Origin of the sequence: Ramlibacter alkalitolerans (assembly GCF_016722765.1) — a bacterium.
GTDB lineage: Bacteria > Pseudomonadota > Gammaproteobacteria > Burkholderiales > Burkholderiaceae_C > Ramlibacter > Ramlibacter alkalitolerans.
The window spans coordinates 253,374-279,264 of record NZ_JAEQND010000005.1 but is presented as its reverse complement, the minus strand read 5'-3'; the positions used below and the strand labels follow the sequence as shown (position 1 = coordinate 279,264).

The 25,891-nt window shown below is 68.4% G+C and carries 23 protein-coding genes and 1 pseudogene; 6 read left to right on the top strand and 18 right to left on the bottom strand.

Annotated elements, in window-relative coordinates:
* Positions 1-79 precede the first annotated feature (79 nt).
* Together tkt and gap are read left to right on the top strand one after the other, a co-directional pair.
* Positions 80-2,164 (top strand): transketolase, encoded by a 2,085-nt coding sequence (gene tkt, locus JI746_RS10705; RefSeq protein WP_201689320.1) that lies wholly within the window; start codon positions 80-82, stop codon positions 2,162-2,164.
* A 61-nt stretch (positions 2,165-2,225) separates the two neighbouring features.
* Entirely contained in the window at positions 2,226-3,224 is a 999-nt protein-coding gene (gap, locus tag JI746_RS10700; RefSeq protein ID WP_201689317.1) for a type I glyceraldehyde-3-phosphate dehydrogenase, read from the top strand.
* 44 nt (positions 3,225-3,268) lie between these two features.
* Here the strand turns inward: gap and JI746_RS10695 are convergent, their stop codons facing one another.
* The 3 genes from JI746_RS10695 to JI746_RS10685 all read right to left on the bottom strand — a co-directional run bounded on the left by JI746_RS10695 (position 3,269) and on the right by JI746_RS10685 (position 5,111).
* Positions 3,269-3,457, bottom strand: a complete 189-nt coding sequence (locus JI746_RS10695; protein WP_201689311.1) for a hypothetical protein — start codon at positions 3,455-3,457, stop codon at positions 3,269-3,271.
* On the bottom strand, positions 3,450-4,400 hold the full coding sequence (locus tag JI746_RS10690) for a deaminase (protein WP_236599743.1): 951 nt from the start codon (positions 4,398-4,400) through the stop codon (positions 3,450-3,452). Before JI746_RS10690 ends, JI746_RS10695 begins: the two co-directional genes overlap by 8 nt.
* 144 nt (positions 4,401-4,544) lie before the next feature.
* Positions 4,545-5,111 (bottom strand): nucleoside/nucleotide kinase family protein, encoded by a 567-nt coding sequence (locus tag JI746_RS10685; RefSeq protein WP_201689309.1) that lies wholly within the window; start codon positions 5,109-5,111, stop codon positions 4,545-4,547.
* 147 nt (positions 5,112-5,258) lie between these two features.
* Here JI746_RS10685 and JI746_RS10680 point away from each other — a divergent pair.
* Positions 5,259-5,432, top strand: a pseudogene (locus JI746_RS10680) (type I glyceraldehyde-3-phosphate dehydrogenase); the annotation flags it as partial.
* 46 nt (positions 5,433-5,478) lie between these two features.
* Here the strand turns inward: JI746_RS10680 and JI746_RS10675 are convergent.
* From JI746_RS10675 to hydA, 15 genes are all read right to left on the bottom strand, one after another.
* Positions 5,479-6,036 (bottom strand): GAF domain-containing protein, encoded by a 558-nt coding sequence (locus JI746_RS10675; protein WP_201689307.1) that lies wholly within the window; start codon positions 6,034-6,036, stop codon positions 5,479-5,481.
* Between the two features lie 54 nt (positions 6,037-6,090).
* Complete coding sequence (locus JI746_RS10670) at positions 6,091-7,503, bottom strand: multicopper oxidase family protein (RefSeq protein ID WP_201689306.1); 1,413 nt, start codon at positions 7,501-7,503, stop codon at positions 6,091-6,093.
* A gap of 123 nt (positions 7,504-7,626) precedes the next feature.
* On the bottom strand, positions 7,627-8,658 hold the full coding sequence (locus JI746_RS10665) for a Bug family tripartite tricarboxylate transporter substrate binding protein (RefSeq protein ID WP_201689303.1): 1,032 nt from the start codon (positions 8,656-8,658) through the stop codon (positions 7,627-7,629).
* 84 nt (positions 8,659-8,742) lie between these two features.
* Positions 8,743-9,777, bottom strand: a complete 1,035-nt coding sequence (locus JI746_RS10660) for a pirin family protein (protein ID WP_201689301.1) — start codon at positions 9,775-9,777, stop codon at positions 8,743-8,745.
* 162 nt (positions 9,778-9,939) lie between these two features.
* On the bottom strand, positions 9,940-10,416 hold the full coding sequence (locus JI746_RS10655; protein WP_201689299.1) for an FKBP-type peptidyl-prolyl cis-trans isomerase: 477 nt from the start codon (positions 10,414-10,416) through the stop codon (positions 9,940-9,942).
* Positions 10,413-11,651 (bottom strand): MFS transporter, encoded by a 1,239-nt coding sequence (locus JI746_RS10650; RefSeq protein WP_330892983.1) that lies wholly within the window; start codon positions 11,649-11,651, stop codon positions 10,413-10,415. Before JI746_RS10650 ends, JI746_RS10655 begins: the two co-directional genes overlap by 4 nt.
* 155 nt (positions 11,652-11,806) lie before the next feature.
* Complete coding sequence (locus tag JI746_RS10645) at positions 11,807-12,571, bottom strand: fumarylacetoacetate hydrolase family protein (protein ID WP_201689297.1); 765 nt, start codon at positions 12,569-12,571, stop codon at positions 11,807-11,809.
* A complete protein-coding gene (locus JI746_RS10640; RefSeq protein WP_201689292.1) occupies positions 12,568-13,647 on the bottom strand; it encodes a ketopantoate reductase family protein in 1,080 nt (359 codons plus the stop codon). The genes JI746_RS10645 and JI746_RS10640 overlap by 4 nt, the downstream gene beginning before the upstream one ends.
* 131 nt (positions 13,648-13,778) lie before the next feature.
* On the bottom strand, positions 13,779-15,188 hold the full coding sequence (locus JI746_RS10635; protein WP_201689287.1) for an amidase: 1,410 nt from the start codon (positions 15,186-15,188) through the stop codon (positions 13,779-13,781).
* A 1-nt stretch (position 15,189) separates the two neighbouring features.
* Entirely contained in the window at positions 15,190-16,482 is a 1,293-nt protein-coding gene (locus JI746_RS10630) for a TRAP transporter large permease (protein WP_201689286.1), read from the bottom strand.
* A complete protein-coding gene (locus tag JI746_RS10625; RefSeq protein WP_201689285.1) occupies positions 16,479-17,135 on the bottom strand; it encodes a TRAP transporter small permease subunit in 657 nt (218 codons plus the stop codon). The genes JI746_RS10630 and JI746_RS10625 overlap by 4 nt, the downstream gene beginning before the upstream one ends.
* Positions 17,132-18,184, bottom strand: coding sequence for a TRAP transporter substrate-binding protein (locus JI746_RS10620; protein WP_201689284.1), 1,053 nt, complete (start codon positions 18,182-18,184; stop codon positions 17,132-17,134). The genes JI746_RS10625 and JI746_RS10620 overlap by 4 nt, the downstream gene beginning before the upstream one ends.
* 31 nt (positions 18,185-18,215) lie before the next feature.
* A complete protein-coding gene (locus tag JI746_RS10615) occupies positions 18,216-19,448 on the bottom strand; it encodes an MFS transporter (RefSeq protein ID WP_201689530.1) in 1,233 nt (410 codons plus the stop codon).
* A gap of 123 nt (positions 19,449-19,571) precedes the next feature.
* A complete protein-coding gene (locus tag JI746_RS10610; protein WP_201689283.1) occupies positions 19,572-20,324 on the bottom strand; it encodes an aspartate/glutamate racemase family protein in 753 nt (250 codons plus the stop codon).
* The gene (hydA, locus tag JI746_RS10605; RefSeq protein ID WP_201689279.1) at positions 20,324-21,745 is read right to left on the bottom strand and encodes a dihydropyrimidinase; all 1,422 of its coding nucleotides are present in this window, start codon (positions 21,743-21,745) and stop codon (positions 20,324-20,326) included. The genes JI746_RS10610 and hydA overlap by 1 nt, the downstream gene beginning before the upstream one ends.
* 292 nt (positions 21,746-22,037) lie before the next feature.
* Here hydA and JI746_RS10600 point away from each other — a divergent pair, with 292 nt between their 5' ends.
* The 3 genes from JI746_RS10600 (at position 22,038) to JI746_RS10590 (ending at position 25,750) form a co-directional block, all read left to right on the top strand.
* Positions 22,038-22,763 (top strand): maleate cis-trans isomerase family protein, encoded by a 726-nt coding sequence (locus tag JI746_RS10600; RefSeq protein ID WP_201689274.1) that lies wholly within the window; start codon positions 22,038-22,040, stop codon positions 22,761-22,763.
* Positions 22,764-22,852: 89 nt separating this feature from the next.
* Positions 22,853-23,560 carry a GntR family transcriptional regulator gene (locus JI746_RS10595; RefSeq protein WP_201689273.1) on the top strand — a complete coding sequence of 236 codons (708 nt, stop codon included), beginning with the start codon at positions 22,853-22,855 and terminating at the stop codon, positions 23,558-23,560.
* 225 nt (positions 23,561-23,785) lie between these two features.
* The gene (locus JI746_RS10590) at positions 23,786-25,750 is read left to right on the top strand and encodes a DUF6600 domain-containing protein (protein ID WP_201689272.1); all 1,965 of its coding nucleotides are present in this window, start codon (positions 23,786-23,788) and stop codon (positions 25,748-25,750) included.
* Positions 25,751-25,891: the final 141 nt, after the last annotated feature.

The window sequence follows — 25,891 nt, the reverse complement described above, 5'->3', positions numbered from 1 at the left end:
CGCTGCGCGCCAGCGCCGAGGTCATGGGCCGCAGGCCCGGTCATCTAAAATGCCGGGTTTCCCCCTACCTCCCTTCCGAATGGCCAACGATTCCCTGATGGCGAACGCGATCCGCGCGTTGGCCATGGACGCCGTGCAACAAGCGAACTCCGGACACCCGGGCGCGCCCATGGGGATGGCGGACATCGCCGTCGCCCTCTGGCACCGCCACCTGCGGCACAACCCGAAGAATCCCCACTGGGCCGACCGCGACCGCTTCGTGCTGTCCAACGGCCACGCGTCGATGCTGGTCTACGCGCTGCTGCACCTGAGCGGCTATGACCTGCCGATCGGCGAGCTGAAGGGCTTTCGCCAGTTGCACAGCAAGACCCCCGGCCACCCCGAAGTGGACGTGACGCCCGGCATCGAAACCACCACCGGCCCGCTGGGGCAGGGCCTGACCAATGCCGTGGGCATGGCGCTGGCCGAGAAGCTGCTGGCCACCGAATTCAATCGCGAAGGCCACGCGATCGTCGACCACCACACCTACGTGTTCCTGGGCGACGGCTGCCTGATGGAAGGCATCAGCCACGAGGCCTGCGCACTGGCCGGCGCCTGGAAGCTGAACAAGCTGGTCGCCCTCTACGACGACAACGGCATCTCCATCGATGGCCAGGTGACGCCCTGGTACATCGACGACGTGCCGGGCCGCTTCAAGGCCTACGGCTGGAACGTGATCGGCCCCATCGACGGCCATGACGTCGAGGCCGTGGACCGGGCGATCGCCGATGCGAAGCACAGCGCCGAGAAGCCGACGATCGTCGTCTGCAAGACGCACATCGGCAAAGGCTCGCCCAACCGCGCCAACACCGCCAAGGCGCACGGCGAGCCGCTCGGCGCCGAGGAAGTGGCGCTCACGCGCACGGCACTGGGCTGGGAGCACGTGCCCTTCGAGCTGCCGCCGGCGGTGTACGAGGAGTGGGACGCGAAGGCGAAGGGCGACGAGCTCGAAAGCGATTGGAACAAGCGCTTCGATGCGTATGCCGCGGAGCACCCCGAACTGGCGGCGGAATTCGCGCGCCGCATGAAGGGCGAGCTGCCGAAGGACTTCGCCCAGGTCGCAGTCGATACGGCCATCGCGGCGCACACCAAGGCGGAGACGGTCGCTTCGCGCAAGGCCTCGCAGATCGCGCTGGAAGCGTTCACCGCAGCCCTGCCCGAGATGCTCGGTGGCTCGGCCGACCTGACCGGCTCCAACCTCACCAACACGAAGAGCACGCCGCCGCTGCGCTTCGACCAGGCCGGGGACGTTGTGCGTTCAGCGTCGAGCGTTCAGGGTGATGACGCCCAACGCCCGACGCCCGACGCTCAACGCATCGGCCGCCACATCAACTACGGCGTGCGCGAATTCGGCATGGCCGCGATCATGAACGGCATCGCGCTGCACGGTGGCTACATCCCCTACGGCGGCACCTTCCTGACCTTCAGTGACTACAGCCGCAACGCGATCCGCATGGCGGCGCTGATGAAGCGGCGCGTGATCCACGTCTTCACCCACGATTCCATCGGTTTGGGCGAGGACGGCCCGACGCACCAGTCGATCGAGCATGCGGCCAGCCTGCGCCTGATCCCGCAGCTGGACGTCTGGCGTCCCGGGGACACGGCCGAGACGGCGGTGGCCTGGGCCGTGGCGCTGCAGAACGCGAATCGCCCGACGGCCCTGCTGCTGTCGCGGCAGAACCTGCCCTACGCCCCCAAGGCCGGCCTCGACGAGATCAGCCGCGGCGCCTACGTGCTGGCCGAGCCGAGCGAAGTGGGCGGCGACGAAGCGCAGGCGGTGATCATCGCCACCGGCTCGGAAGTGCAACTGGCGCTGAGGGCGCAGGAACTGCTGCAGCGCGACGCCATCGCCGTGCGCGTGGTCTCCATGCCCAGCACGACGACCTTCGACCGCCAGGACAGCGACTACAAGCGCAGCGTGCTGCCCGAGGGCATTCCGCGCATCGCCGTCGAGGCCGGTGTGACCGACTTCTGGTGGAAATACGGCTGCGCTGCCGTGGTCGGCATCGACACCTTCGGCGAATCCGCGCCGGCCGGGGCGCTGTTCAAGCATTTCGGCTTTACCCCGGAGAACGTCGCGGACACGGTGCGCGCCGTGCTCGAAAGGGCGCAGGCGGGGGCATAGTCGGGGCAGGGCCCGCCAGGCGGGCCAGGCAGGGGTTTTTGATTCATCAGGAGTGAATGGAATGAGCATCAAGGTTGGCATCAATGGCTTCGGCCGCATCGGCCGCAACGTGCTGCGCTCGGCGGTGCAGAACTTCTCCGACATCGAGATCGTCGGCATCAACGACCTGCTGGAGCCGGACTACCTGGCCTACATGCTGCAGTACGACTCGGTGCACGGCCGCTTCGAGGGCACGGTCGCCGTCGACGGCACGACGCTGATCGTCAACGGCAAGAAGATCCGTCTGACCGCGGAGAAGGACCCCGCCAACCTGAAGTGGGGCGAGGTCGGCGCCGACGTCGTGATCGAGTCCACCGGCATCTTCCTCACCGGCGACGGCGCGCAGAAGCACATCCAGGCCGGCGCCAAGAAGGTGATCATGTCGGCGCCGTCCAAGGACGAGACGCCGATGTTCGTCTACGGCGTGAACCACCAGAAGTACAAGGGCGAGGCGATCATCTCCAACGCCTCCTGCACCACCAACTGCCTGGCGCCCGTGGCCAAGGTGCTCAACGACAAGTGGGGCATCAAGCGCGGCCTGATGACCACGGTGCACGCCGCCACCGCGACGCAGAAGACCGTCGACGGCCCGTCCAACAAGGACTGGCGCGGCGGCCGCGGCATCCTGGAGAACATCATCCCCTCCTCCACCGGCGCCGCCAAGGCCGTGGGCAAGGTGATCCCCGAGCTGAACAAGAAGCTCACGGGCATGTCCTTCCGCGTGCCGACCTCCGACGTGTCGGTGGTGGACCTGACGGTGGAACTGAACAAGCCCGCGACCTATGAAGAGATCTGCGCCGAGATGAAGGCGCAGAGCGAAGGCGCGCTCAAGGGCATCCTGGGTTACACGGAAGACAAGGTCGTCGCGACCGACTTCCGCACCGACCCGCGCACCTCCATCTTCGACGCCGACGCCGGCATCGCGCTGGACTCCACCTTCGTCAAGCTGGTGGCCTGGTACGACAACGAGTGGGGCTACTCCAACAAGTGCCTGGAGATGGTGCGGGTGGTGGCGAAGTAATTCGCCTCGTTGTCCATGAAGAAAGCGCCCTCGGGGCGCTTTCTTCATTTCTCTTTAGGTGGTTCGTTCAGCGGTTGCTCCGCTGGTGATGCTCTGTCTTGAGCTGGATGAGCCTTAGGAAACGTAGCTCCGGCCACTTTCGCGGACTGTTTCATCCAGGCCGGCCAACTGTCGAAGTCACTTCGGGAGGCGGCAAACTGGTTCAGGAACGCCTTCATGGCCTGTTCATTCACCTTTCGTCTCCTTGTGATCGGGCGACTCGCTGGTCGCCGGTGAAGGCTCTGTGTCCCGAATGACAATACCTTCAATCGACAGATATGTCAAAACAATCCTCTTCGTCTTGGGTTTGTCGGCGATCTCGTCCATGTCCAGCACTCTGCCGTCCTTCTTCTTGCGGTCTCCAGTGAGCTGAAAGGACTCCATGTAACGCCGTGGAGCTACGCCAACGAATGCCCTGAAGTTTGCCTTATTGGGCGTCGCATCAGTTGGCTCGATGCTGACAGAGTCCGAATACAGGTCCGCCGTGCGGCTTTTTTCGTAGGGTTCAACAAACACTACATCGTCTATGCCGGCGGCCACGATGTGTCTAGCGCAGATGTGGCACGGAAACGTCGTGCAGAAAAGTCTCGAGCCGGATGTACTAACACCCCGACGTGCAGCTTCGGTGATGGCAGATGCTTCTGCATGCACCGCGCGTCCGAACTCTATGACGTCGAACAGCAATGACGCGTTCATGAACGGCTTCTTACCAAACAGAGCCTCCTGAGCGAGCGCCCTATCACTGAGTTTGAGTGACGACTCCGAAAGCCATGGCGGCACCTCCTCAGAATCGCTAGAGTCTTCTGCGGCGGCATCTTCGTGTTCGGAAGGATGCCGAAGACGAGCGAAGACGTCCTCGAGGATTTCGGCCTTGATCCTCACGTTCGAGTCATGGCCTAACTCAAAGTCTCGCGCCTTGAACGTGTCCTCGCCCCAGTACAAGCCACCGCCAAACTTGGGTACTTCATTGCATCCGGTTGTGAGGAGATCTCCATCGCGTGTGATGATGGCCGCTCCCACCTGCCTAGAAAGGTCAAGCGACCGGAGTGCTGCTGCTTGTGCGTAGAACATACCCTGCTCGTCTCGGGTGGGCGAGACATACGGATCGCCGAACGTCAAACGCACCATGCGCAACATGTGCGCGTCGAGCTCAGACTTAGGCTCTAGCGCAATGAAATAGTCAGCGAGAGGGAACGTCTTACCAAGACGCTGTCCTAGTTTTCGACCTTCTTCTGCGAAGTCGCGACGTACAAGTTCAACCGCGAGTTCCTCTGCGCTGCGTCACCCCGGCAGAGCCCGAGAACGCAGGTTCCTCGCCAAGTTCGAGATTCGCTTCTGCCGTGGCGAATACACCGAGACCAGTGTGAACGCTTTGCCGTATATTTGTCGAAAGAGATCGACTTCCTCGGGGCGCTTGAACGAGCTGACAACATAGGCCGTTCTAACCCTTGGCTTCAGCTTGTCAGAAGTTCGCTCCTCCCGCTTGGCACGAATCTGCGCTACCCCGAGCCGTCCCACGATGTCCTTCTGTCCAGTGCGCTCGCGCAACCTCGTGCCGTTCTCCATGAGCTTGGAAATTCGGTCGTACTCCGTTGAAAACTCGCCCGTCGTGCCGTTCAGATATGGTGTGATCAACTCACTGAGACGAATCTGCACTGTTTCGTACTTGACGGTCTTGAGCTGAGTCTTAAGACTGTCATACACCTTCCCGAGGTCTACACCGGTTGGACCTACTAGGCCGAATATCAGTTCGATACCTTCGTCATCTGCTTCTATGTACGAGCCGGCCTCCTCCGAAGTGATGTTTTCCGGTGAAGTTGTTGGAGCTTGGGTCACTTTACTTCCCATCGGTTTCCTCCGCGGTAGGGAGGGTTTCTGTGTGGCCGATGCTAAGGGGGTTCCCACCAAGTGTCAGGTGAAGTAGTACCCCGTGCGGAACTCACGCAAACGCCGCGCCCGCCGTACGTCTCCGATCATCGCGATACTTGCCTAGACGAAACTAAGGGGGCGATAACCGACTTTCGCACCGACCCGCGCACTTCGATACTCGACGCCGACGCCGGTATCGCGCTGGACTCCACCTTCGTCAAGCTGGTGGCCTGGTACGACAACGAGTGGGACTACTCGAACAAGTGCCTGGAGATGGTGCGGGTGGTGGGCGGCAAGTAAGCCGCCTTCCGCGTGAGATCGAGGGGCTGCAGCTATGCAGCCCTTTTCACGCGAAGGCGTTGGCCTCGATGGCGCTGGCGGCCAGCCCCGCCAGCAAGGCGACGCTCTCACGCTCGCCCGGAGTAGCGAGCCGGTGCTCGCGGAAATAGGTGCCGAAGGTGCCCAGCACCCTGCCTTCGCCGTTCTTGATCGGCATGCTCCAGGCCCCCAGGAAGCCCAGGGCCAGCGGCAGGTGGCGCAGTTCCGCCCAGCGCAGGTCGTCCAGGAAGCTGGGGGTATCGACGATCTCGCCGGTGGCGGCGGCCGCTGCGCAGGTGCCCACGCGCGCGTCCGGCTTGAGCCGGTCGATCGCATCCAGGTAGTCGGCGGGCAGGTTGGGCGAGGCGCCGTTGCGCAGCAGGCCCTCGCGATCCAGCACCAGGATCGAGGAGACGGTGCGGGCCTGGCCCAGCGCTTCGATCGCGCTGGTCAGCTGCGCCAGCACTTCGCGCAGCGGGGCCCCGGCCTCCAGCAGTGCCTGCGCGCGCTCGTACGCGGCCAGCACCAGCAGGCGCTCGTCCGCCGTCAGGCTGGCAAGGGCGGCCGGCGGATCGAACAACTGCATCGCTGCAGTTTAGTACGCGTTCGGCTGCCGAGCTCACCGGGGGCGGGCTAATCCCTACTCCACCAGCACGGTTCCCATCATGCCGCCCGCCGCGTGGTCGAGGATGTGGCAGTGGAACATCCACTCGCCCACGTTGTCGGCCACCAGCGCGATGTCGATGTCCTGCCGCGGCGCCATGACCACGGTATCGCGCCAGAAGCGCTCCTTCACCGGCCGGTTGTTGATCGCCACCACCTGGAAGAAGTGCCCGTGCAGGTGCATCGGGTGCTCGAATTCCGTGCGGTTGACCATCTTGATGATCACGTGCTCGCCCTTGCGGAACTGGAACAGCGGCTCGTGCATCAGCGCGTGTTCATGCTGCGCCGTGTAGTTCATGGTCCACGACAGGCCGTGGTGCTCCATGATGCTCTTGACGTCCTGCGTGCGGCCGTCCACCTTGCCGATGGCCGGCATGCCCAGCACGCCGCCTTCGAAGGCCAGGTAGTGGCGCGTGGCCTTGCCCAGGTTCAGGGTCGGGTGGCGGTTGGCCGCGATCGCGCGCGGCGCACCCAGCACCCGCGCCCGCACCGGGCTGCCGCCATAGGCGATGGTCGCCAGCCGCGTGCCCTTGTCGCGCAGGTCCGTCACGGCGAATTCGCCGCGGCCGGCGCTGCCGTCCAGGATCAGGTCGGTGCGCTGGCCGCCCCCGAGCAGCAGCGGCGCCTTGAGCGGCCGCGGCGGCACGCCCTGGCCGTCGTAGGAAATCACCCAGGGCTGGTGGCCGGCGAAATCGAGCAGCAGCAGGCGCGCCGAGGAGGCGTTGATCAGCCGCAGGCGCACCCGCTCGTTGGGCCGCAGCTCCAGCTTCTGCTGGGCGCCGGCGGCCTTGCCGTTGATGGCGATGACGTTGCCGATGCGGCCGCCGCTGCCGAAATCGGTGATCTTGCCGAAGTCCTCGACCGGCTGGTTGTCGGGCCCGAGCTTGAAGTCGCTCAGGACCCAGATCACCTCGCGGTCGACCGGGACCGGCCTGGCCTCTTCGACGATCAGCGCGCCGTAGAGGCCGCGCGGCACCTGCTCGAAACTCGACTGGTGCGGGTGGTACCAGTAGGTGCCGGTGTCCGGCAGGCGGAACTTGTAGGTGAAGTCGGTGTCCGGCGCGATGGCGACCTGCGTCACGTTCGGCACGCCGTCCATCTCGTTGGGCACCCGGATGCCGTGCCAGTGCACGGTGGTGGCCTGCGGCAGCCGGTTGCGCACCTGCAGGGTCGCTTCCTCGCCCTGCTGGAAGCGCAGCAAGGGGCCGGGCGACTGCAGGTTGAAGCCCCACACGCCGGTTTCGGGGCCGCTTTCGCGCACCCGCTGCTTGAACACGCCGGCGACCAGCTCGTAGGGAGCGTTCGCGGCAAGCGCCTCGAGCGGCCGCAGACCGGGCAGGGCGGCGGCCGCGGCGGCGGAGTGGAGGAACAGGCGACGATTCAGGCTCACGGGATTTCTCCTGGGGCAGTACCCCGACTTGCGGCGCAGTCTAAAGGCCGCAGTCCCGTCTCACTTGAGCCAGCTCAAATGGCGCCGACGGGCGACGCCGGCGCCGGCCGGGTCCCCCTCAGGTCAGAGGTCGGCCCGGATGCTGCGCATCAGGATGATGCCGCCGAACACCTTGGTGTCGGCCTTCATCCGGTTGCGCAGGCCTTCCGCGTTGGAGGGCGCTGCCTGCCAGCCCGCGGTGAGCAGCCGCTGGCGCGTCTCGTCCGCCTTGACCACCTCGATCACCGTGCTGGCCAGCTTCTCGCGGATGTGCGCCGGCACCGTCGCCGGGGCGGCCATGGCCGTCCACAGTTCGACATCCGCGCCCAGCACGCCGACCTCGCGCATCGTGGGCAGGTCAGGCGCCAGCACGCTGCGGCGTTCCGAGGTGACGGCGATCGCCTTGAGCTTGCCGGCGTTGACCTGCTGCATGGCCAGGCCCGGGGGCAGCAGCGCCGCCTGCAGGTGGCCGCCCAGCAGCGCCGTGATGATCTGCGGGTTGCCCTGGTAGGGCACGTGCACCGCCTCGAGGCCGCCGCGGCTCTTGATCAATTCCATGCCCAGGTGCCCCGGCGTGCCGTTGCCCGGCGAGCCGTAGCTGGCCTTGCCGGCCTGGTTGCGCAGCCATCCGAGCCAGTCCTGCGGCGTCTTGCCGGGCGCGGCGGCGCCGACCACCAGCACCATCGGCGTGGTGCCGATCAGGGCGACGGGCTGCAGGTCGCGCGCCGGGTCGTGCTGGATCGCCGGGTTCAGCATCCTGGCGATCGTGAGCTGGCTGTTGTTCATCACCGCGAAGGTGTGCAGGTCGCTGGCGCCCGCCACGTACGCCCCGGCGATCGTGCCGGAGGCGCCCGCCTTGTTCTCCACGACCACCGGCTGGCCGAGCGCCTTGCCCAGGGGCTCGGCGATGGCGCGGGCCGACAGGTCCTGCACGGACCCGGGCGGAAAGCCGACCACCAGCTTCACCGGCTTCGTCGGCCAGGCGGCGACCGCGGGTGGGGCGGCGGGCGGGTATTTGCGGGCCGGGGCGGGGGAGCCCTGGGCCAGGCCGCCGGCGCACGTGGCGGCCAGCAGGAGTGCGCCGAAGGCGCGCGCGGGTGCGGACACTGCTCTCATCTCTTTTTCCCCCTGAAGTGAGCAGGGGCAAAAGTAGCAGCGGCCCGCGCGCGGACCCAATAGGCCGATTTCCGAGGAAAGTAACTAACCAGCCCGCGGACGTTCCTCGCGGCCGTCCGGATAGCGGGCGAAGCGCACCGGTTCGGCGCCGTGCACGGGGCCGCTGTCGCCGAATTTCCAGCCGCCGAACTGCGTGCGGCGGTAGTCCTGCATCGCCTGCGCGATCTCCTGCTGGGTGTTCATCACGAACGGGCCGTACTGCGCCACCGGTTCGCCGATGGGGGCGCCCTGCAGCAGCAGGAACTCGCCGGCCGCATCTCCCGTGGTGATAGGGATCTCGGCATCCGGCTGTAGCGAGATCGCCACGCGCGCTTCCACCGGCTGGCCGGCCACCGTCGCGTCCTCGCCCTTGAAGAAGTAGAGCGTGCGCTGCGTGCGTTCACCCTGCGCCGGCGGCAGCGTCCAGGCCGCGCCGGGCTCCATGCGGATGGTCCAGATCGCCACGTCGGCGGCCGGATCGGCCGCCCAGGAGTCGGGCGGCGCCGGCAGCGGCGCCAGGTCGGCGAAGCGGCCGGCGATCACCGCCACTTCGGTGTGCCGGCCTTCGCCGTCGCGCAGCACGCGGCGCGGGACCTGCTCGTTCCACAGCATCGTGAAGTGGGGATCGGCCATCTTGCTGCGCTTCGGCAGGTTCAGCCAGATCTGGAACAGCTCCAGCGGGTTGTCTTCGCCGGTCTTGAGCAGGGGGAACATCTCGGAGTGCACGATCCCGCGGCCGGCGGTGACCCACTGCACGTCGCCGCCACCGAAGCGCGCGACGGCGCCCAGCGAATCGCTGTGGTCGATGAGGCCGCGCCGCACGATGGTCACGGTCTCGAAGCCGCGGTGCGGATGCGCCGGAAAGCCGGGCACGCTCTCGCCGTGGTACATGCTCCAGCCGTCCTTGCGGCTGAAGTCCTGCCCGATGTCGCGGCCGGCCAGCGAAACGGCCGGCCCCATCTTCCCGTTGCCGCGCGGATAGGCGTCATCGTGGTACGCGCAGAACAGGAACGGATCGGCGGTCTCCCAGGGAAACCCGAGCGGCCGCACGGCGAGGATGGGGGAGGTGGGCGTGGTCATGTCACGAGATGGGGTTGCGTCGAGGAACCTCAATGCAACAACCAGAACGCAAAGGGCGCAAAGGATTCGCAAAGGTCGCAAAGGAATTCATTCCAATGGATGTCCTTTTGCGTCTTTTGCGAAACTTTTGCGCCCTTTGCGTTCGGTTGTCCGCTTTTGGGTTCAGTGATGGTGCCCGTGCTCGCCATGGACGTGGCGATGCGCGATTTCTTCGGCGGTGGCGGCGCGCACGCCGGTGACCTTGAGGGCGAAGCGCAGCGACTTGCCGGCCAGCGGATGGTTGCCGTCCAGGTGCACTTCGGGGCCCTTGATCTTCATCACGTGGAAGACATGCGGCTGGCCGTCGTCGGTGCGGCCTTCGAGCTGGCCGCCGACCTTCACGCCGGGCGGGAATTCGCTCTTGGGGATCACGCGCACCAGCGCTTCGTCGCGCACGCCGAACGCATCCTCGGGTTGCAGGTCCAGCGTGCACTCGTAGCCGGCTTCCCGGCCCTCGAGCGCCTCCTCGATCTTCGGCAGCGTGTTGTCGTAGCCGCTATGCAGGTAGACCATGGGCTCGCGGCTTTCCTCGATCAGCTTGCCGCTGCTTTCGGCGACCCTGTACTTCAGCGTGACGACGGTGTCTTTGGCGATTTTCATGGCGCCGATTGTGACGGCTCGGCCCGCCGCGCGGCGGCGCCCCCCGGCGCCGGCAGGCAGCGGAACAGCATCGCGCCGGCCACGAGGAAGCCGCCGATGCCGGCCATGACGGCCGCATAGCGCTCGACGTGCAGCGAGGAGGCTGCGGAAGCCACCCCGCCGGTGAGCCACTGCATGATCGCCACGCCGAGGAACATCGCCATCGTGAAGATCGCCATCGCGCGGCCGGTCATGCGCGCCGGATAGGCCGAGCGCACGTCGGCGTACTGCAGCGTGCCGAAGCCGGACAGCAGGCTGATCGCCAGTGCCAGCCCGACTTCGACGCCCGCGCCCGGCTTCAGGGCGATGCCGAAGAAGAGCAGCGCCGTCAGCAGGGCGCATCCGAGGATCCACGTGCGCCGCCGACCTTCGCCGGGATCGAGCCGCCCGAACAGCGGCGCACCGATCATGCCCAGCACCGAGATGGCGATCGCCACGTTGCCGGTCTGCACCAGCGTGAAGCCGTAGCGCTCGATCAGCAGCGGCGTGAGCCACAGGCCGCGCAGCGACATGAAGGCGGCATAGCTGAAAAGCGCCAGGCCGATGATCCCCAGCGTGTGCGGCAGCCGGAACAGCTCGCCGTAGCCGCGCAGGGCGGCGAGCACCTGCAGCGGCTGGTGGTGCTGCGGCCGCTCTTCCTTCACGAACAGCAGGATCGCCAGCCAGGCCAGCGCCGAACAGGCCGACATGGCGACGAAGCCGGCGCGCCAGGACACGTTCTCGATCAGCCACGCGAGCGGCGTGCCCGTCATCAGCAGGCCGATGGAGCCGATGCCCAGGGCGGCGCCGTTGACGGCCGCGAAGCGCTCGCCGGGAAAGTTGCGTGCGATGAAGACCGTGCAGACCAGGAAGGCGGGGGCGCAGCCGATGCCGGTGAGCACCTGGCCGGCGATCAGCATCGGATAGCTGTGGGCAAAGGCCGTGACCAGCGAGCCGGCGACGGTGAGCGGCAGCACGGTGGCGACGGTGCGCTTGGGCCCGTAGACGTCGATGCCCATGCCCATGAACAGCTGCAGCGACGCGAAGGAGAAATGGAAGGCGGCCGCGAACAGGCCCAGCTGCTGCGGCGTGAGCCCGAAGTCGTGCTGCAGGGGCGGCGCCATGATGCCGGCGGCGGTGCGGAAGGCCTGGCTCATGGTGAAGCCGGAGAGCAGCACCAGCAGCATGAGCCAGGGGGAGCGGGAAGGGGAGGACACGGGCGGGACTTTAAACGGCAGGGAGTCGTCATTCCCGCGGAGGCGGGAATCCAGGGCTTTCGGCAAGAAGAAAAGCGGCCAGTGGCCGCTTTCATCGGGAGCCCGGGGTCCCCGCCTCCGCGGGGACGACGGAGGATCGCGGTGACGACGCAGGATCAGAGCTGCACCTGCGCCTCGCCGATCCCTTCGAACTCGACGCGCACCAGGTCGCCCTTTTGCGCCTCCAGCATCCCGCACCACGTGCCGGTGGTCACGACCGTGCCTTGCGGCACCGTCGCGCCCTTGCGCGTCGCGTGCCGCAGCCAGATCGGCAGCAGCCAGGCCGGGTCGCCCAGCGAATGCGTGCCCTGGAAGCGGCGCGGTTCGGCGTCGCCGATGCGCACGACGCACTCCTGCCGGCTCCAGTCCCGCGCCTCGAACGGCCGGAACGCGCCCAGCACCAGCGCGCCATGCGACTGCAGGTCGGCCAGCTTCAGCAGCGCGGGGGCGGTGCGCGACTCGCGCCAGCGCGAATCGACGACCTCGATGGAAACGCACATCGCATCGACCAGCCCGGCCGCATCTTCGTGCGAGAGCGCCGCGGCCTGCGCCGGCGTGACCTCGCGCGCCAGGCGCAACGCCACCTCGGCCTCGATCAGGCGCAGGTTGAAGGGTTCGCGGCTGGCATCGGCCGGGCTCTGCCACACCCGCCGCGGCGGCAGCGGCGCGTGCGTGAGCACCGCTTCGCGCGTCGGCCCGCCGGACTTCCAGTGCTGCGGTACGGCGCGATCGAACCAGCCGCTTTCGGCCGCCACGCGCTCCTGCACCGCATACGCCGCGTCGGCGTCCGGCAGAAGGGCCGCGAGCGGGGCGGCTTCGATCGGGCTGTTGTCGCGCCAGGCGCCCAGCAGCGCGCGGACGACCGTGTCCTGGTCGCTCACTTCTTCGCCGCCGCCTCGCGGTTGGCATGCAGGCGCGTGTCGACCAGGTCGACGATCCGGTCGATCACCGGATGGCGCAGGCCCAGCTGGCGCGCCACCAGCTGCACCAGCTTGTCGGCACGCTCGATGTATTGCGCGCCGTTCTGCAGGGCGCGGGCGGCGGAGGCCGGACGCGTGAGGCTCTGCGCGGCCGCCGCGTACTTCTCGAACGGCACCAGGTCCTCGTCGCGGGCGCCCAGGCGCAGGCACAGGTCGTACACGAAGTTGTAGACCGAGCGCGATTCCTCGATGTCGGTGTGCACGGCCTCCTGCGCCGTGCGCATGCCGTCGCGGGTGATGCAGCGGTAGTTGCCGGCCAGCAGCATCGACCACTTGGCCAGCGGCACGAAGATCGATTCCGAGACGCGCAGCTTGACCGGCAGTTCCAGCGGGCCTTCCGGCGCCGGGAAGCGCACGGCGTCGATGTCGGCCTCCAGCTCGCGCAGGATCTGCGTGTGCGCCGCGTTGTCGAAGCGCGCGGCCTTGAAGTTGGTGGGCAGCGTGACCTGCAGCACGTTGACCTGCTCCTCCGGCGGGCGGATCGCCTGCGGATCGGGGCTGCACAGCGTGAGCGTGCGGGGATCGAAGTCGTCCCAGACGCTGGCGTCGGTGTAGGCCGCCTTGAGCGCACTGGCATCGATGCCGGGAATGCGCTTGAGGTAGGGCAGGGGCGGCATGTTCATGATCGACATGCAGGGCACGCGGGAGCGCGCCACGGCAGCCAGCAGCTCGCGCACGCCGGGCGAGCGGTACTGCGGCTCCTGCATCGCCAGGCCGACCAGGTCGTAGTCGGCGGGGTTCACTTCGGAGGTGCCGGCGGCGGAAACCTTGCCCGGCAGCTTGCGCGAATCGATCACGATCGGCTCGCTGCGGCCGCGCACCGGCATGCGGACGCGGAAGCCTTCGCTGTTGATCAGGTCGGCTTCGGCCGGCAGGCAGACGAGCGTCACCTCGTGGCCGGCGAACAGCAGCTTGGAAGCGAGCAGGGAGCCATAGGAGGCGCCCAGGATCAGGATCTTGCGGGGGGTGGACATCATTCGTCTCCTCTTTGTCTATTTCACGATGTGGTGGCTAAGCCCGAGATATGGAAGCGTACGCTTTCGTTATGGTTACGCAAAGGTGAAATGCTTTTGCCCGAAAGCGATGGACTCGCTGCGACGCAGCAATCTCAGAGGGCCGGCCAGCGCTCTGACCAGGGGTATGCGGATTCGTAGGCTTCGCCCAGATCCAGCAGCATGTCGTCGGCGCCATAAGGCCCCACGACCTGCAGGCCGATGGGAAGGCCCTCCCGCGAGGGCTCGCAGGGCAGCGCCAGCGCCGGCAGGCCCGCGGCATTCACCCAGCCCGTATAGACCGCGTGACCGCGCGGGCCGACCTCCTGGCCATCGATGCGGGTCGGGTACGCGTCCTCCGCCTTCCAGGGCAGCGCCGCCGCCGAAGGCAGCACGATCGCGTCCACCGACGCGAACAATTCCACGCTGTCGCGGCGCAGGCGCTTCACCTCCTCGAGGATCTGCCACAGGCGCGCGGCGGGGATGGCCCGGCCTTGTTCCGCCATCCCCAGGTATTTCGGCGAGGCCTGCTGCGCCCAGTCCGGATGCTGGTCGAACAGGTGGGCGAGCCCGGCCTGCCCGATCTGCGGCCAGGCTCCGGCATAGAAGTCGAGGTCCAGCGGCAGGGCCCCTTCGCGCACCTCGTGCCCGAGCTGCGCCAGCCGCTGCGCGGCCTGCCGCAGGCTGGCGGCGATCTGCGGATCGAGCGGCGCCGCGCCGAATCGCTCCACATAGAGGATGCGCAAGGCGCGCGCCGGCCGGGGCACCGCCGCAGCCTGCGCCGCGGCGAGCGAGGACCGGTCCACCGGAGCCGGCCCGCGCATCACCTCGAACAGCATCCGCGCGTCGGCCACCGTGCGCGCCAGGGGCCCGATCACCTCGAAGTCCAGCAGCAGGCTGGGCAGCACGTGCTCGCGCGGCACCGCGGACAGCGTCGGCTTGAGCCCCACCAGACCGGTGTGCGAGGCCGGCCTGCGGATCGAGCCGCCGCCGTCCTGGCCGATGGCCAGTGGCGTGATGCCGGCCGCGACCGAGGCCACGGCGCCGCCGCTGGAGCCGCCCGGCGTGAGATCCAGCTGCCACGGATTGCGCGTGACGCCGAAGACCGGATTGCCGGTGTAGCCCTCGAGGGCGAACTCCGGCACGTTGGTCTTGCCGACGATCAGCGCGCCGGCGGCGCGGGCGCGGGCGACCGCCAGTTCGTCCTGCCCCATCGCATGCGCGCGCAGGGCCGGGCAGCCCCAGGTGGTGGGCGCATCGCGCGTGTAGAGGCTGTCCTTCACCGACAGCGGGATGCCGTCCAGGGGCGACAGCGGCTCGCCGCGGGCGAAGCGTTCCGTCGCGGCCTCGGCCTCGTCCATGAAGGGCGCGTCGCGCCGCGCGACCACCGCGTTGATCTTCGGGTTGACCGCCTCCAGCCGCGCCAGGCAGGCCTGCGCCACTGCCAGCGGCGTCAGGCTGCCCTCGCGGTAGCGGCGCGCCAGTTCGGTGGCGGGGAGCCGCCACAATGCCTCGTCGCGTGCCATGTCACATGTGCGCCGGCAGCCAGGTCACCAGCTGCGGCACCGCCATCAGCAGCAGCGTGAACAGGATCATGATCAGCGCATAGGGCAGCGCGCCCCAGATCGCATCCTCGATGCCGCCCTTGTCGGGGCGGATGCCGTGCACCACGAACAGGTTCATGCCCACCGGCGGCGTGATCAGGCCCAGCTCGCACATCAGCACGATGAAGATGCCGAACCAGATCGGATCGACGCCCAGCGCGGTGGCGATCGGGTAGGTGATGGGAATCGTCGCCACCTGCATCGAGAGCACGTCCATGAACATGCCGAGGATCAGGTAGAAGACGATCAGCGCCAGGATCAGGCCGGTGGCGGACAGGCCGAGTCCCGCCACCCACTTCGTCATCGCCTCGGCCACGCCCGTCAGGCTGATCGCCAGGTTGAGGATGAAGGCGGCGGTGATGATCAGCAGGATCATGCCGCTCACGCGTGCGGTGGAGATGAAGCAGGTGCGCATCACCTCCCATGTCATCTTGCCGGACTGCCAGACGAAGAACAGGGCTGCCATCACGCCGAGCGCCGCGCTTTCGGTCGCCGTGGCGATGCCGAAGTAGAGGCTTCCCATCACGATGCCGAACACCACCAGCGGCGGCACCAGGTAGGCGAGCGTGCGCACCCGCTCCCGCAGCGGAACCACCGGTTCGCGGATCGGGTTGCCGCCGGCCATGTTGGACAGGGTGATCCACAGCATGAAGCAGCCGGTGAGCAGCAGGCCGGGGACGATGCCGGCGATGAACAGCTTGCCGATCGAGTTGTTGGTCAGCGATCCGTACACGATCATGTTGACCGAGGGCGGGATCAGGATGCCCAGCGTGCCGCCGGCGGCCAGCGAACCGAGCGAAGCGCGCATCGGGTAGCCGCGCTTCTGCAGCGAGGGCAGCGCCACCGTGCCGATGGTCGCCGCCGTCGCCACCGAAGAACCCGAGGTCGCGGCGAACAGCGCGCAGCTGCCGATGTTCGTGTGCAGCAGGCCGCCCGGCATGCGCCCCAGCCAGGCCGAGAGCGCCACGTACATGCGGTCGGCGATGCCGGAGCGCAGCAGCAGTTCCCCCAGCAGCACGAACAGCGGGATGCACGTGAGCAGGTTCTCGTTCTGCACGCCCCACACCACCGGAGCGATCGAGTCCATGAAGGGCAGGCCATAGGCGGCGATGCCGCCGACGATGCCCACCGCGGCCATCGAGGTCGCGATGGGCAGGCCCACCAGCATCATGCCGAGCATGGCGAAGAAGGCGAGGGAGATGAGGGTGACGCTCATGGCTGGCCTCCTTCGGCCTGGCGGTGCGCCAGGTCGTCGAGTTCTTCCTTCAGTTCCTCCTTGGCGCTCTTCGGCTGGAAGTCGCGGTTCAGCGTGTCGATGCCGCCGCCGAACAGCAGCCGCGTGGCGCGCAATGCGTAGCCGCAGGCGACCAGCGCGAAGATGACCAGGCCCGCATACCAGACGCTCTGCGGAATGATCAGCGGCGTGGCCCAGGGCGTCTGCGCGGTGCTGCGGTATTGCAGCGTGTCGCCAAGCACCTTGAAGGCCACGTAGGCGATGAACACCCCGAACACCGCCAGCGACAGGATGGCCATCCAGTTCGCGAAGGCCTGCGCGCGCCGCGGCAGGCGCTCGTGGAAGACGTCCACGCGGATGTGGTTGCGGCCCATCAGCGCCAGGCTGAAGGCGATGGTGGAGCCGACCGCCAGCGCGTAGCCTCCCAGTTCGTCGGCGCCCTGCAGCGAGACGTTGAACAGCTTGCGCGAGAGCGTCTCGACGGTCACCAGCATCGCCAGCCCGATGAAGACCAGGCCGAAGACCGTGGCGAGGACGGACTCGACCCGCTCCTTCAGGCTGGCGGGTGCGGCTTCGGTGGCCTCGCTCGCGGCGCGTGGCGCGAGCAGGGCGTCACGTTGCAGCGCAGTGCTCATTTCAGCCCCAGCACCGGTGCGACGGTGGAGCGCCACTTCTGCGAGCAGCCGGGATTGGACTTGTCGCACACCTCGGCCCAGACGGGCAGCGAGACCTTGGTCACCGCGCTGCGGATCAGGTCGCCGTCGGCGGCCGTGACCGGCACGTTCACCAGCTTGAACTTCTTGCCCGTCGTGCAGGGGTCCTTGCCGGCGTTGCAGTTCAGGGCGTCCTGGAACAGTTCCTCGGAGTATTTCCAGATGTCGTCCGTCAGGCCCTCGAAGGCGGTCTTCAGCTTCGCCTGCTGGTCCGGCTTCAGGCTGTTCCACGCCTTCATGGAGATCGCGTAGCCGTTCAGGGCCATCTGGAAGCCGATCGGAAGCTGGTGCGTGGTCACCTCGGGCCAGCCGGCGGAGTTGGCGGAGCTGGGACCGGTGATCGCGCAATCCACCACCCCGAGCGACAGCGACTGGTGCGTGTCGGCGAAGGAGACCGGCACCGGCGTGCCGCCGACCAGCTCGATGAACTTCGCCAGGTTCTGGTCGTACACGCGGACCTTCATGCCCTTCACGTCGGCGAGCTTGGCGATCGGCTTCTTGCAGAACAGGATCTGCGGGCCGAAGGGCCACACCCCCAGCAGCTTGACCTTGAACTGCTGCTGCAGCCGCGCATCGATGGTGTCGAAATAGGCGTTGGCGACCTTGCGGCCGGTGGCGTAGTCGGGCGAGGCGCCCACCAGGTCCAGGCCCAGGATGGTCGGTTCGTCGCGCGAGTTCTGCGACACGCGCAGCGACACGATGTCGAACAGGCCCGCCTTCATCACGCGCAGCTGCTCGGTGTCCTTGACGCCCAGCGTGTCGATCGGCTTGTAGTCGACGTCGATCGGCAGCCCGGTCTTCTCGGCGAAGTGCTCGAAGAAGGGCTGCTCCCTGTTCTTCTGGATCAGGCCGGTGGCGAGCGGCTGGCCGATCGCCTTGAACTTGATCCGCTCCTGGGCGGCGGCGGGGAAGGCCAGCGTCGCGGCCAGGGTGGCCGCGGCGAACGCGGCGAGGAGAAGGCGAAAGCGCATGGGGGTCTCCGGGAGTGAGGGTGGGTAGGGATCAGACCGGCAGCTTGCGGCTGTAGTCGATCAGGAGCGTGGAGCAGACGAACAGGCCGGCGCCGGCGGCGGCGAACAGCGTCAGCGCGAGGTCGTAGGAGCCGGTGGCCTGCACGATCACGCCGACCAGGATCGGCACGCCGATGCCGGCGCAGTTGCCGCCCAGGTTCATCGTGCCGCCGAGGAAGCCGACGCGGTCGCGCGTGCCGAGAATGGAGGGGATGCACCAGAACAGGCCGCACCAGCGCAGGAAGAAGAGCGTCACCGACAGCAGGACGACGACGGTGACGGGATCCTTGAACCTGGCGACGTTGTAGATCGCGACCGTGGCGATCACCGAAGCGATGCCGAACAGGGTGCGCAGCACCGTGGCCTGCGAGGCACCGGCGGCCTTCCACTTGTCGGCGATCCAGCCTCCCACCATCTCGCCCACGAAACCGGAGAAGAACATGATGAACACCGCCCCGCCCATCTGCTTGATGTCGAGGCCGTGCACCTTGGAGAGGTAGGTCGGCATCCAGGTCAGCAGGCCGTAGAACAGCGCGTTGAAGAACATCCAGCCGAAGAACATGCCCCAGACGGAGCGGAACTTGAAGAAGTCCAGCACGCGGCCGCTGGCGTTGGCCGGTTCGGCGGCGCGGTCGGCCGCATGCGCCTGCTCGATGTACGAAGCCTCGGCCTCGTTGACGGCGGGATGGTGGCGCGGGTGGTTGCGGATGTACCACCAGGCGAAGAAGCCGGCCAGCATGGTGCCGATGCCGGCCACCACGAAGGAGGCGCGCCAGGATTCGAAGTGGGAGATGAGGCCCGCGATGATCAGCGCGCCCAGCGCCGCACCGAGCGGCGCTCCGCCATCGAGCAGGGTCGCGCCGCGGCCGCGCTCGTTCTGCGTCATCCAGATCGCATTGAGCTTGCCGCCGGCGGGGTAGATCGGTGCCTCGGTCGCGCCCAGGCCCAGCCGCGTCACCAGCAAGCTGCCCCAACCCGTGCAGACCGCCGCGATCGCCTGGAAGAAGCCCCAGCCGAGGGTGGCGCCGGCGATCACGCTGCGCGGCCCGTAGCGGTCAGCCAGCATGCCGCCGGGAATCTGCATGAAGGCATAGGTCCAGAAGAACGAGGACAGCAGCAGGCCCTGCACCGCGGGGCCGATGTCGAATTCCTTCGCGATCAGCGGCATGGCGACCGACAGCGAGGCGCGGTCGATGTAGTTGATCGAGATGAGCATCAGCATCATCAGGAAGATCTTCCAGCGTACCTTCGAAGGCGCTGCGTCGGCGGCGGCGCTGGCGGCAAGGGGCACCTCGAGGTGCAGGGCGGCGGGCGGATGGTTCACGGCGTGTCTCCTGGGGGCGGGGCTTCAGCGGGGCTGGCGATCCAGCAACGCGGCGATGGCGGGATGCAGGCCCTTGTGGGGCTTGGCAGGCGGCAGCGCGAAGCTGCCTTGCAGGGCGCGGCCGGGTTGCAGGGCCGCGAGGGTTTCGGCGTGGCGCACGGCGCTGGAGACGCCGTCGACCACCGGCACCGGCAGCTGCCCGTGCAGGGAGCGCGCCAGTCCCGCCAGCGGCGCGCCGGCGAGGATGATCACTTCGGCGCCGTCCTCGGCCACGGCCTTCTCGGCGAGGGCCCGCAGCGCCTGCGCGTGTTCCTCCTGCACGCCGCCGATGCTGGAAAGCGGGCGGTCGAGCGCGCGGATGCTGGCCAGCCGGCCGCCGAAGCCGTAGCCCTCCACCACCTCGCGGTACCAGGCCTGGATGCGCTGGGAGATCGCGATGATGGAGATGCGGTGCCCGAGCAGGTGCGCGGTGGCGAGCGCGGCTTCGGTCATGCCGGTCACCGGGACCGGCAGCAGTTCGCGCAAGCCGGGCAGGCCGGGGTCGCCGAAGGCGGCGACGACCACCGCGTCGTACGCGGCGCAGTGCTGCGCCGCGAGTTGCGCGGTGGCATGCGCGCCCAGCAGCGCCTCGAAGCGGGTCTCGATGTAGGCGACGCCGAAGGGCGCCGTCAGCACGTCCACCTGCGTGCCGGGCGAGGCGCTGCGCCGTGCCTCCGCGCGGATCAGGTCGGAGACGCTGTCGCTGATGTTGGGGTTGATCAGGAGCACGCGCGCCATCAGGGCCTCCGCGGAAGAAGGGAAGGGGTGCCGCAGGGCAGGAACCTGCCGCGGCCCGGGTGGCCCGTGAAGTTGCGGCCGTCCCAGACCACGTCGCCGCGCAGCAGCGTCAGGCCGGGCCACGCCTTCAGCGGCATGCCTTCGTAGGGCGTGTAGTCGACGGCGTGGTGCAGTTTTCCGTTGTCGACGGTGAGCGCCCGCTCGTCCCACACCACCAGGTCCGCATCGCTGCCGACGGCGATCGTGCCCTTGCGCGGATGCAGGCCGTAGGCCTTGGCGGGGTTGGTGGCGGTGAGCTCGACGAACTTCTGCAGCGTGATGCGGCCGCCCAGCACGCCTTCGGAATAGAGCAGCGGCAGCCGCGTCTCCAGGCCGGGAATGCCGTTCGGGATGTGGCGGAAGGCGACCTCCTCGCCGCCGATCTTCTTGCCCTGCGGATCGTCGAAGCGGAAGGGCGCGTGGTCGGACGAGAACACGGTGAACAGGCCGTCGCCCAGTCCGTCCCAGATGATTTCCTGGTTGGCCTTGTCGCGCGGCGGCGGGCTGCAGACGCAGCGCGCGCCCTGGTAGCTGTCGTCGATGCCGAGGTCTTCGGCGGTGAGGAAGAGGTACTGCGGGCAGGTCTCGGCGAACACCGACAGGCCGTGGGCGCGGGCCCAGCGGATCTGCTCGATCGCCTCGCGGCCGGAGACGTGCACGATCAGGATCGGCACGTCGACGAGTTCCGACAGCGCGATGGCACGGTGCGTCGCCTCGCGCTCCACCAGCATCGGCCGCGCGTGCGCATGCCACCGCGGCGCAGTGCGGCCGGCCGCTTCGAGGCGCCTGGTCAGCCACTCGATGCAGTCGGCGTTCTCGGCGTGGATCATCGCCAGGGCGCCATGGGTGCGGGCGACTTCCAGCACGTCGAGGATCTGGCCGTCGTCCAGCTTCAGGTCGTCATAGGTCATGTAGACCTTGAACGAGGTGTAGCCCTGGCCGATCAGCGCCGGCAGCTCCTTCGTGAGCACCTGCGGCGTGGGGTCGCTCACGATCAGGTGGAAGGCGTAGTCGACCGACGCCTTGCCTTCGGCGCGGCCGTGGTAGTCCAGCACGGCGGCTTCCAGCGACTGACCCTTCATCTGGGCGGCGAAGGGGATCACGGTGGTGGTGCCGCCGCAGGCCGCGGACCGCGTGCCGGTGAGGAAGTCGTCCGCCATCTTCGCCGGGCCTTCCATCGGCTGGTCGAGGTGGCAGTGCGCGTCCACGCCGCCGGGGGTGACGGTGCGCCCCGCCACGTCGATCTCGCGGGTGCCGGCGGGCAGGCCTTCGCCGAGCAGCGCGATGCGGCCGGCGCGCACGCCGATGTCGCAGGCGAAGGTGTCGCTGGCGGTGGCGACGCGGGCGTTGCGCAGCACCAGGTCCAGGGCGGCATCAGCCAAGGCGTGCCTCCTGCAGCGCCCGGCCGGTGCGGGCTTCGCCGGGACAGGATGCAAACAAGATTGTCGACAATCGCTGGGCGGAAGATTGCGGATCGCGCGTGGGTTTCATCATGGCTATCGAGGAGGAGGTCGGCGGCTTCCCCGGCACGCCAGGCGAGGGGCGGCGGCCGGTCCGGAGTGATGCGAACTATCCGGGAGTGGGGCGTGTCGCGGTCTTGGTGTTTACACCAGTGTCGACAAACGGCACGCAGAAATGTCGAACATCCGGCTCGCCTGTCCTAGACTTGCAGCCATGAACCGACCCTTGCGACTCGGGGTGCTGACCCCCTCCTCCAACACGGCGCTGGAGCCCCTGACCAGCGCGATCGTGGCCGGCCTGCCCGGCGCCAGCGCGCATTTCTCGCGCTTCCGCGTGACCGAGATCGCGCTCGACGCGCAGGCGCTGGGCCAGTTCGACGACAGCAAGATCCTGGCCGCGGCCGAACTGCTGGCCGACGCGAAGGTCGACGTGATCGGCTGGAGCGGCACCGCCGCCGGCTGGCTCGGCTTCGACCGCGACCGGCAGCTCGTGGAGCGCATCCGCGAGCGCACCGGCATCGTGGCCACCACCGCGGTGCTGGCGCTCAACGAGCTGCTGGCGCTCAAGGGCATCCGGCGCCTGGCGCTCGTTTCGCCCTACACCGCGGACGTGCAGGAGCGCATCGTGGCGAACTACCGCACGCTCGACATCGAGGTGGTCGCCGAGCAGCATCTCGGCATCCGCGTCAACCACGACTTCGCCGAGGTCGCGCCGCGCACGCTGCGCACCCTGATGGACGAAGTGGCTCAGGCGCGGCCGCAGGCGATCGCCACCTACTGCACCAACCTGCGCGCCGCCCAGCTTGCGCAAGACTTCGAGGCGGCGCGCGGCATCCCGCTGCTGGACACCGTGAGCACCACCGTCTGGGGCATGCTGCGCGCCGCCGGCGCGTCGCCGGCCGCGGTCACGGGCTGGGGAGGTCTGTTCCAATGGGCCTGAACCACGTGCACGCGCCGCGCGAGGCCGCCGACGGGGCGCCCGCTAGAATCGCGCGCCAGCCCCGAACCGCCTCTGCGCCACCCGTTTCCATGCCCGCCGCCGCGCGCAAGCTCCCCGCCGTCAAGGTCGAACGCGAAAAGAGCGTCGACGAGATCTACGAGAAGATCTACATCGCCATCCTCGAACACCGCCTGCATCCCGGCACCAAGCTGGGCGAGGAGAAGATGGCGGACATCTTCGGCGTCAGCCGCGCGCGCATCCGCGAGGTGCTGGCGCGGCTGGCGCACGAGCAGATCGTGGAGCTGTTCCCGCAGCGCGGCGCCTACGTCGCCAAGCCGACGACGGAGCAGGCGCGCGACGTGTTCGAGGCCCGCCGGCTGATCGAGCCGGCCGTGCTGCGGCGGCTGGTCGACACCCTTTCCAACGAGAAGATCCAGCGCCTGCGCCAGCACGTGGAACTGGAAGTGGACGCGCGCCGGCGCGGCGACAAGCGCGCGGTGATCCGGCTTTCGGGCGAGTTCCACACGCTGCTGGCCGAATTGGGCGGCAATTCGGCGCTGGCGCGCACGATGCGCGAGCTGTGCATGCTCACCTGCCTGACCATCTTCCTGTACGACGCGCCGACGGCGCAAAGCTGCCGCGACGACGAGCACGAGTTGATCATCGACGCGGTGGCCAAGCGCGATCGCGCACGGGCCGAGAAGATCATGCTGGACCACCTCGATCACATCGAGGGCAGCCTGCAACTCGACAACGCCAACGGCGAAGCGGACCTCGAAGCGATCTTCCGTTCGTAAAGAGAATTGCCGTTTTCCTAGGCAGTGTCCCTATCTTCCGCTGGCCCAGCGGCAGGCGTACGCTGGCGGTGCGCCGATGCGAATCCGGGCCACGCACCCCCTTCCCGCCTGCCGCCGGTCGTGCCGTGAAGAAATCACGTGCGGCCGCTTCGCTCATGCGGCAGGTTGCGGAATTTACGGGGCGTTCACAGCAGGAGTTCACGCTGGCGCGTTGAGGGAGAGACCATGAAGTCCCGTCTGCAACCCGCCATGACCACCTTGCACCAGCGCCGCCTCTGGCGCTATTTCTGGCTCGCCGCGATCGTGCTGGTGGGCGTGGCCGGCGCTGCCTTCGCGCAGGAAGTGCAGGATGCGCAGGACCCCCCGGCGCGCGTGGGCTACGTGAGCTATCGGCAGGGCGGCGTGGTCTTCGCGCCGCAGGGCGACGAAGAATGGACGGACCTGCCCGCCAACCGCCCCATCACCGCCGGCGACCGCCTGTGGACGGACCGGGGCGCCCGCGCCGAGATGCAGGTGGGCACCACCACGCTGCACCTCGACGGCGAAAGCCACCTTGGCGTGAACGACCTCGATGAACGCGCGCTCAAGGTGATCCTGCAGCAAGGCACGCTGAACGTGCGGGTGCGCGACGTCTCGCAGGGCGAGAACGTCGAGGTCGACACGCCCAACCTCGCGTTCCGCGCGATGCAGCCCGGTGACTACCGCATCGACGTGGATGCACGCAGCGGCGAAACGCGGGTCACGGTGGAAAGCGGCTACGGCTCCGTCTTCGGCGAAGGCGGCGAGTCCATCCAGATGGGCGCCGGCCAGAACGCCAGCTTCGCCGGCCGCTTCCTGGCGCAGGTGCAGGGGCCGGGCTACGTGCAGGACGACTTCTCCGTCTGGGCCGCCGAGCGCAATCGCGCCGAGGACCAGTCGGTGGCCGCGCGCTACGTGCCGCGCGGCGTGGTGGGCTACGCGCAGCTCGATCCGTACGGCACCTGGAGCCAGGACCCGAACTACGGCGCGATCTGGTACCCCACCGTGCAGGTGGCCAACTGGGCGCCCTACCGCTACGGCCACTGGAGCTGGATCTCGCCCTGGGGCTGGACCTGGATCGACGACGCGCCCTGGGGCTTCGCGCCCTTCCACTACGGCCGCTGGACCATGGTCGCGAACCGCTGGGCCTGGGTGCCCGGGCGGCTGGCGCACCGGCCGGTGTATTCGCCGGCGCTGGTGGTGTTCCTCGGTGGCGGCGGCACGCGGCTGGCGGTCGGTTCCGGGCCGGCCGTGGGCTGGTATCCGCTCGCACCCGGCGAAGCATGGTGGCCCGCCTTCCGCCACTCGCCGCGCTACGTGGGCTTCGCCAACTTCAACATCAACCTGAACACGCATCCGCGCAACTTCAGCAACCACCAGTGGCGCAACCGGCCGTTCGCCGTCACGGCCGTCGGGGAGGACGACTTCCGCCGCGGCCGGCCGGTGTACCGGCACTGGCAGCCCTTGAATTCGCAGTCGATCGGCCACGCCATCATGAACGTCGTGCCGGCGCGTCCGGAGCGGCAGCGCCCCGATGTCCAGCGTCCGGTCCCGCGCCTGCAGGCGAGCCCGCCGGCCGGCCTGCAGCCGGGCGTGGCGCCGCGTTTCTTCGGCGGCCGCGAAGCATCGCCGGCGGTGCGCGAGCAGTTCCGGGCCCAGCGCGAGCAGGACAGGCTGCAGCGCGACGCCGAACGCAATGCCCGCGAGCAGCAGCGCCAGGCGGAAGGCGGGCGAACCCCGCAGGACCTGCGCGGCCAGCGTGAGGCGCTGCGCCAGCAGCAGGAGCAGGTGCTGCGCCAGCAGCAGGACCACGCCGGCCGCATCCAGGCGCTGCGCGAGCAGGCGCAGCGGGACCCGTCCCAGCGCGAGGCGTGGCGCCAGCAGCGTGAACAGCGCCAGCAGCAGCAGCGCGAGGCCGGCAACGTGCCGCCGCCGCGCCAGTTCACGCAGCCCGTGCGCCCCCTCGTGCAGTCCGCGCCGCAGCAGGCCGTGCCGGTGCCGCAGCAGCAGGTGCGGCCGGTGCAGCAACCGCAGCCGCAACGCGTGGCGCCGGCGCACCGCGAACGCGGCGGCGAGCGTGGCTGGCAGCGTCAGCAAGGCACCGTCGACCAGCAGCAGCCCGGGGTGCAGGGCCAGGGTGGCGGCTGGCACGGCCGCGGCCACGGGCGGTAGCGCCAGCGCCGTCACCGCGCGCACCCATTCCGTTGACCCCGCGCACCCATTCCGTCACCCCCGCGCAGGCGGGGGCCCCAAGGCCGTCACTCCGCGCACCCATCCCGTCACCCCCGCGCAGGCGGGGGCCCAGAGGAACAA